General features: G+C 64.3%; 9 protein-coding genes. 3 read left to right on the top strand and 6 right to left on the bottom strand.

What is annotated here, in order from left to right; genetic code table 11:
* The coding region (gene fliF, locus RMO40_RS14105; protein WP_309722374.1) for a flagellar basal-body MS-ring/collar protein FliF at nt 1–576 on the bottom strand (576 nt) is incomplete at its 3' end.
* Between the two features lie 154 nt (nt 577–730).
* Between fliF and fliE the strand changes: the two genes are divergently transcribed.
* From fliE to RMO40_RS14090, 3 genes are all read left to right on the top strand, one after another.
* On the top strand, nt 731–1,057 hold the full coding sequence (fliE, locus tag RMO40_RS14100) for a flagellar hook-basal body complex protein FliE (protein ID WP_309722370.1): 327 nt from the start codon (nt 731–733) through the stop codon (nt 1,055–1,057).
* 100 nt (nt 1,058–1,157) lie between these two features.
* Nucleotides 1,158–1,448, top strand: coding sequence for a hypothetical protein (locus RMO40_RS14095; RefSeq protein ID WP_309722356.1), 291 nt, complete (start codon nt 1,158–1,160; stop codon nt 1,446–1,448).
* A 4-nt stretch (nt 1,449–1,452) separates the two neighbouring features.
* Complete coding sequence (locus tag RMO40_RS14090; RefSeq protein WP_309722353.1) at nt 1,453–1,821, top strand: hypothetical protein; 369 nt, start codon at nt 1,453–1,455, stop codon at nt 1,819–1,821.
* A gap of 4 nt (nt 1,822–1,825) precedes the next feature.
* On the opposite strand, the gene RMO40_RS14085 is transcribed toward RMO40_RS14090, so the two are convergent.
* From RMO40_RS14085 to RMO40_RS14065, 5 genes are all read right to left on the bottom strand, one after another.
* Complete coding sequence (locus tag RMO40_RS14085; protein WP_309722351.1) at nt 1,826–2,581, bottom strand: flagellar regulator YcgR PilZN domain-containing protein; 756 nt, start codon at nt 2,579–2,581, stop codon at nt 1,826–1,828.
* A 20-nt stretch (nt 2,582–2,601) separates the two neighbouring features.
* Nucleotides 2,602–2,901 (bottom strand): flagellar protein FliT, encoded by a 300-nt coding sequence (locus RMO40_RS14080; RefSeq protein ID WP_296680727.1) that lies wholly within the window; start codon nt 2,899–2,901, stop codon nt 2,602–2,604.
* Nucleotides 2,902–2,954: 53 nt separating this feature from the next.
* Nucleotides 2,955–3,374, bottom strand: a complete 420-nt coding sequence (gene fliS, locus RMO40_RS14075; protein WP_309722345.1) for a flagellar export chaperone FliS — start codon at nt 3,372–3,374, stop codon at nt 2,955–2,957.
* Between the two features lie 123 nt (nt 3,375–3,497).
* On the bottom strand, nt 3,498–4,922 hold the full coding sequence (fliD, locus tag RMO40_RS14070; RefSeq protein ID WP_309722343.1) for a flagellar filament capping protein FliD: 1,425 nt from the start codon (nt 4,920–4,922) through the stop codon (nt 3,498–3,500).
* 144 nt (nt 4,923–5,066) lie between these two features.
* Complete coding sequence (locus tag RMO40_RS14065) at nt 5,067–5,900, bottom strand: flagellin N-terminal helical domain-containing protein (RefSeq protein ID WP_309722340.1); 834 nt, start codon at nt 5,898–5,900, stop codon at nt 5,067–5,069.
* Between the last annotated feature and the right edge of the window lie 597 nt (nt 5,901–6,497).

Here is a 6,497-nt window from a genome sequence, read left to right as displayed (position 1 = left end):
GAGCGTGCGACCGGGGTAGAGCGTGAGCATCACAGAGGCACTGGGCTTTTGCTGTTCGCGGAAGAACCCATTCTGATTGGGCAGGGCCAGGTGCACGCGTGCGTTTTGCACGGAAGGCATGGCCGTGATCGAGCGGGTGAGCTCGCCTTCGAGGCCACGCTGGAAGGTGAGGCGCTCTTGAAACTGGGTCTGGCCAAAACGCGCGCCATCCATCAGCTCGAAGCCGACCACCGAACCCTTCGGCAGGCCGGCCGACGCGAGCTTCAGGCGCAGGTCGTGAACTTGTGCCGCCGGCACCAGGATGGCCGAGCCGCCTTCGGAGTGGCGGTAGGGCACGTTCATCTGCGAGAGCTGGGCAATGATGGCGCCGCCATCCTTGTCGGACAGGTTGGCGTACAGCACCTTGTAGTCACCCTGGCTGCTCCACAGGGTGATGGCCGCCAGCACGGCGACCAGCGCAGCAATGCCCACGCCGAGGCTGACGCGGCTCTTGACCGGCAGCGCTGCCAGCCGCGCGCCGAAGCCGGCCGGGGCGGCGAGTTGGTTGTTGTTGGCAATGGCGACCGCGTTGTCCATGGTGTTTTGGGAACCGTTCGTACCGAGCAGGGCAGACCGCCCGAATGGGAACGATTATTTGGAAACTTGAGGGGCCGGGATGGGCCGAACAGGCTCCCAAAGCCCGGCCAGTTCCAGACATGCCCGCTTACAGAAAACCCTAAAGTTCTGTTCCATGGACGTCACCCTCAAGCCATTCAACTTCGCCCAAGCCGCCGCCCGCGCCGGCCTCGGTACGAACGGTCTGCCGCTGGTCAACAACAGCAAACCCGTGAACGGAGCGGGCTTCCAGCAGCAGCTCACGCAGGCGCTGCGTGCAGTGAGCGACACCCAGAACCAGGCCACCGAGATGCAGAAGCAGGTGCAGATGGGCAACCCCACCGTCAGCCTCGAAGAAACCATGGTTGCCATGCAAAAAGCGCAGATCGGCTTCCAGGCCACGCTGCAGGTGCGCAACAAGCTGGTTCAGGCTTACTCCGAGATCATGAACATGCAGGTCTGACCGACCCTGGGGCTGGGCCAAGGGCGCGCACGTGCCGCCCATGGCGGTGGCGAGCGCCGCCGCTATCATCGAACGATCCTGCAACAGCCTGGAGCCCCAGATGACGGATTCATTGCGAAGCCTGATCGCCGCGAGCGTGCTGATGATGGTGGCCGCCTCGGCCGCGGCTGGCCCGAGCGAAACGGCCAACACCGTGGCCGACAAGGCCTCGAACGTGGCCGTGAAGGTGGAAGGCGCTGTGAAAAAAGGCGTGACCACCGCTGCCAGCGCCGTGGGACGCGGTGTCAAGACGGCAGCCAGCGCAGTCGACCGCGGCGCCTCGGCCGCTGGCCGCGCGATCGAAAACACCGCTCGCCGCATCGGCCTGCCTGCGTCTGGCGCTTCACGCTGACCCTATGAAAAAAGCCCCGATCACGCTCGCCCTGATGGTGCTGCTGGCAACGAGCGCCCAGGCACTGCCGTCCGACCTCAAGGTGCTGGCCCAGTTCGACCTCGGCTACGCCAAATGTGAAGCGCGCTTTCCCCACATGCGTGGGCAGCGCGACAAGGCCTACCTGGCGCTGTGGAAGGTCAAGCCCGACGCGCAGCGGCGCGCCGAGCTGGCCAGTGCGCGCAAGAGCAACCAGTACCGCAAGGAGCGCGAGCTCGCGAAAAAAGCCATGGGCGACGACAACTCGCCCGAGATGGAAGAAAAGCTCAGCCAGCAATGCCAGGCCACCTGGGCCGAGGCGCAGCGCAACACGCCGCTCGCCACCAAGCCCTAGGCGATCAGCGCGCGAGGGCGCGCTGGCGTTTTTGTGTCTGGTCGATGTAGCGCTGCAAGGCGCGCAGCACGTCGGGCGAGGGGTCGACGATTTCGCAGCCCAGGCGCACGCCGTGGGCATCATGGTTGAGCGAGGTCACGTGCTGCAGGCGCAGCGAGGTGCTGACCCGGGTGTCCAGGTCGAGCTCGATCTGCACGCCGTTGAGCACCACGCCGGGCTGGAGCGGCGGCACGTCGTCGGGCAGGAAGAGGGCACAACCGCCAATGCTCACGTCGAGCACGCGCAGGCTCAAGCCCATGTCGGGAATCATTGGGTGGCGCACTCGCACCACCGGTGTGCTGCGCAGCAGCGGGCGCACGCGGTAGCCACTGCGCCGCTGAAAACGGTAGACCACACGCGGGAAGGCACAGCTGAGCGCGCTCGACTTGCCGCCGCGCACCAGCATCAGGCCGCTCACGTCGAACTGCAGCTTGATGCTGTCGAGGTAGGCCACGGCCACGGCCTCTTCGGCCTCGACCAGCGCCTGCACCTGGTTGCTGTCGACGTCGGCACTGAAGCTCCTTATGCCGCGCGCGGCGTCGATTGCCCACAGCGTGGTGGTGTACGAAGCGCCGTCGCTGCCGTTGAGGTTGACGAGCACGTTGCCGTCGATCAGCGATTTGAGCGTCTTGACGAGCTCGGGCTGCGATGTGATCTGGAACTCGGCCAGCCCGCCGTGGGCTGCTGCCACGGCGTCCAGCTGCATGGGCAAGGTGTCCACAGAGCGCCTTCGATGCTCGTTCAGTGAACCGACTTGGGCCGGCCGGCGAGGATGCCGTCGAGGTCTTCGAGCCAGGGCTCGGCCAGTTGACGGATCTCGGCGTCGTTGATCAGGATGCGCTGCATGATGCGCGACTTGAGCTGGGCTTCTTCGCTGTCGAGTGCCTGCGCATTGGCGGCATGCTTGAGCTGCGAAATGAGCACCGCGCAGGCGCCTTCGAGCTTGACGACCTGGTCCCAGTCGCCCGAGCGGGCGGCCAGCAGCATGTCGGCGCTGGCCTTTTCAATGGCTTCGTAATACTGGAGCAGGGCGGTGTTCATGATGTCTCCCGAGGCGCTGAAGGGGGTGGCGGAGCGAATGCTGTTGACACGCTTCATGCGGCCGCCTTGTGGCCGATTTCGTCCCACGCTTTGCTCAGGGGTTCGATCAATGTCGTGCACTCGGTGATGGCGGCTTCGTCGTTGTGCCGGTTGGCATACGTCAGGCGCACGATCACGTAGGCATACAGGTCATGCAGATCGGCGGCGAGCTGGCCGCCTTCTTGCAAGTTCAGCCCGGCACGAAGGCCCTCTTCGATGATGCGCACCGCGCGGCCAATGGCCTCGCCCTTGGCTTCGATGTGGCCATTGCGCATGGCGCCGCGGGCTTGTGCAAAAGAGTCCAGCAGGCCTTCGAACAGCATCTGCACCAGGCGGTGCGGCGAAGCGCCGTCAACCCCGGTGGTCACCTGGACTTGCTGGTAGGCGCCGAGCTGGCGTTTGGCGGGGGCAGAAAAAGCAGCTGAAGCAAACATGGCTGTTGGGCTTGTAGCGTTGGTCAGATGTTTGGTTATCGGTTCGCTTGCAAGCTGGCTTGAGCCTGGGATCGTTTCGGAACAGAGGGTGTTTCCCGTGTTTCACGAATCGATCCTTGCCCTTTAGTTGGAACTTTTGTTCCAGGCGGCCACCTGGTTGGTGATGTAGGTGTTGAGCGCGGTCAGGCGTGACATGTTGGTATCGAGCGAGGTGTATTGAGCGCGCAGCCGCGCTTCGGTGAGCGCCATGCGGGCGGTCATTTCGTCCTGGCGCTTCTGGTTGAGCGACAGGGTGCTGCTCAGGCTCGCCGCCTTGGTGGAGAGTGCGCCATCGCTGCCGAGGATCTTGTCGGTGAAGATGCGCAGCCGCGTGGCCACCCCGTTCAGGTCGGGGTCGGTCGGGTTGACCATGGGGCTGCTGGCCGAGAAGAGCTTCTTGACCTCGGCAGGGTTGTTGTTGAGCGCACTCGTGAGCCTGGTGTCGTCGATCTTGAGCGTGCCGTCGGCTTGCAGCGTGACGCCCACCGAATTCAGGCTCGGGTAGGTCGCCGAGGCCGGCGACTCGGCCGTCAGCACGTTGCGCAGCTGGCGCTGCAACGAGACAGCCGTGCTGTCACCCTGCAACTTGCCAGCGGTCTTGCTCGATTCGTCGTATTTCGTCTGCGTCGACAACATCTTGGCCAGCGTGTTGTAGCTGTCCACGAACGACTGCACCGAGCCCTTGAGCGAGGTGTTGTCTGGCGCGACCGTGACCTGCACCACCGCGCCGGCAGTGGCCCTGCTCATGTTGAGGGTGAGGCCCTGGATGGTGTCGGTCAGGCGGTTGCCCGAGGTGGTGACGGCCAGGCCATTGATCGTGATCTGCGCGTCGGCAGGCACCTGTGTCTGCGTCATCGGGTTGGCACCGGCATCGGGGTCGAAGCTGATGTCAGCCGCGCCACCCGTGCCCGACAAGCGAAAGGCATTGGCCGACCCGGGGTTGGTCGAACTGATGATGAGGCGTGCACCGGTGGTGTCGTTGACGATCACCGCCGACACACCCGCGCCGGCCGCATTGATCTTGTTGCGCACCGTGGCGAGTGAATCGGTCGGGCTGATGTCGATGCTCATCGCCTCGAGGTTGGGCTGCGGCGCGAACCCGGCCTGGCCGAAGCTGCCGATTTCCACGCGCAGGGTGCCGGCCCCGACCAGCTCGTCGGCCGAGTCGTAGGTGCGGGTCACGGCGGAATGGGCGGTGGCCAGCGACCCGACACTGATGGCGTAGTTGCCGGGCACGGCGCCCTCGCCCGTGGTGACCTGGATGGCTGTGGCATCGGACGAAGCGGCGGTGGTGGCGCCCCAGGTGCTGGCGCGGGTGAGCGCGAGCGAAGAGTCTCTGAAGGTTGACAGGGCGGACTGCAGCTGGCCAAAGGCGGAAATCTTGGTCTGGATCGTCGAGGCCTGGCTCTGCAGCCGGGTGATCGGCTGCTTCTCGATGGACATCAGCTTCGAGATGATGTCTTCGACCGGCAGGCTGCTGCCGATACCTGCTGAACTGATGGTCGCCATGGCATACCTCCAACTTTCCGGCCGTCACCGTGAGACAAACTTCACGATCCAGGCCCCTAAACGCAAACACGGAACATCCAAGCAAGCCCGGATATCCCGTTGTCGGCAGGAATTTCCGGAACTTGAGTCCGGACAGTCTGCTTTTTAGCGTTGCAGCAAGGTCAGCACCTGCTGCGGGAGTTGGTTGGCCTGCGCCACCATGGCGTTGCCAGCTTGCTGCAGGATCTGGGCGCGCGACAGGGCGGCGGTTTCAGCGGCGAAGTCGGCGTCCATGATGCGGCCGCGTGCGGCAGACAGGTTTTCGGCAAAAACGGTCAGGCTGCCAATGACGGAATCGAAGCGATTCTGTGCAGCACCAAACGAAGCGCGTGCGGTCGTGACGTCGATGATGCCGGTGTCGAGTGCCGTGATGGCGGCCAAGGCCCCGGTGCTGTCGAGGCCGGAGATGTTGAGCGCGCCCACCGCCGCAACGGTGGCGGTCAGGTCGACGGAGTTGATCGTCAGCGTGTCGGTGGCATCGGTGCCGGCGCCCACCTGGAAGCTGAACGTGCCCTGGGTGCCGTCGAACAGCACGGTGCCGTTGAAGCGGGTGCCCGAGACGATACGGGCCACTTCGTCATTGAGCTGCTGGAACTCGGCCTGCAGGTTGTCGCGGTCTTGCGAGTTGTTGGTGCCGTTGGCCGACTGCACGGCCAGCTCACGCATGCGCTGCATGGCGTCGCCGATCTTGCCGAGTGCGCCTTCAGCCGTCTGCGACAGCGAGATGCCGTCGTTGGCGTTGCGGGCGGCAACGTTCATGCCGCGCACCTGGGAGTTCATGCGTTCGGCAATCGCGAGGCCGGCGGCATCGTCTTTGGCGCTGTTGACACGCAAGCCTGAGGACAGGCGTTGCATGGCAACCGACAAGGAGCCCTGTGAAGAGGCGAGGTTTCGCTGAGCGTTCAGCGAGTTGAGATTCGTGTTGATGGTCTGGGGCATGTTGCACTCCTTCAAGAATGATCGACCTCCGGCACATGCCGGCGTTTGGCTCCGCAGACGTGTGGTCTTTCGTTCCACAGCGTCTACCGACTTGAAGTCCGCGCGGGTTTAGGTACATCACCTCCGACCGTGGGACCACAGGTCGTCTTCATGACCTGCTGAGTGCAATTGTTCTGGAGGCTTGAGGGGGGCATTGGGCCGAAATGAAGGGGGAAAAACGGCTTTCTCTTTTTGTGACCCGGGTCGGGTCGCCTTCCCGTTCGGGCTGAAGTATTGAAGCCTTGCTCGGTTTGTCTCGGATCTTGTTCACTGCGTGAGGCCGCGCCGGGTGTTCGGCCCGGCGGCCGACCCACTTTCTTGTGTCGACAAGAAAGTGGGCAAAGAAGCGACCCCAGCGGACTCGGCCCTCGCGTTGCGAGGGCTGCCTTGCGCTGCTCGGTCTTTGCGGGTCGGGCAGAACTCACTACGCGGCCGTTGGCCGCTGCGTTCAAACAACCGCCCGAAACTAGTTGTTGATGCGCGCTGCGCGCGCCCCGCAAAGCCCTGTGCCGCTCAGCTCGTCCGAAGGGGAGACGAACACCAGCCGGCCTCGCTTCG

Source organism: Rhizobacter sp. (genome assembly GCF_031412075.1).
GTDB lineage: Bacteria > Pseudomonadota > Gammaproteobacteria > Burkholderiales > Burkholderiaceae_C > Rhizobacter.
This window is presented reverse-complemented; position numbering and strand designations above follow the sequence as displayed.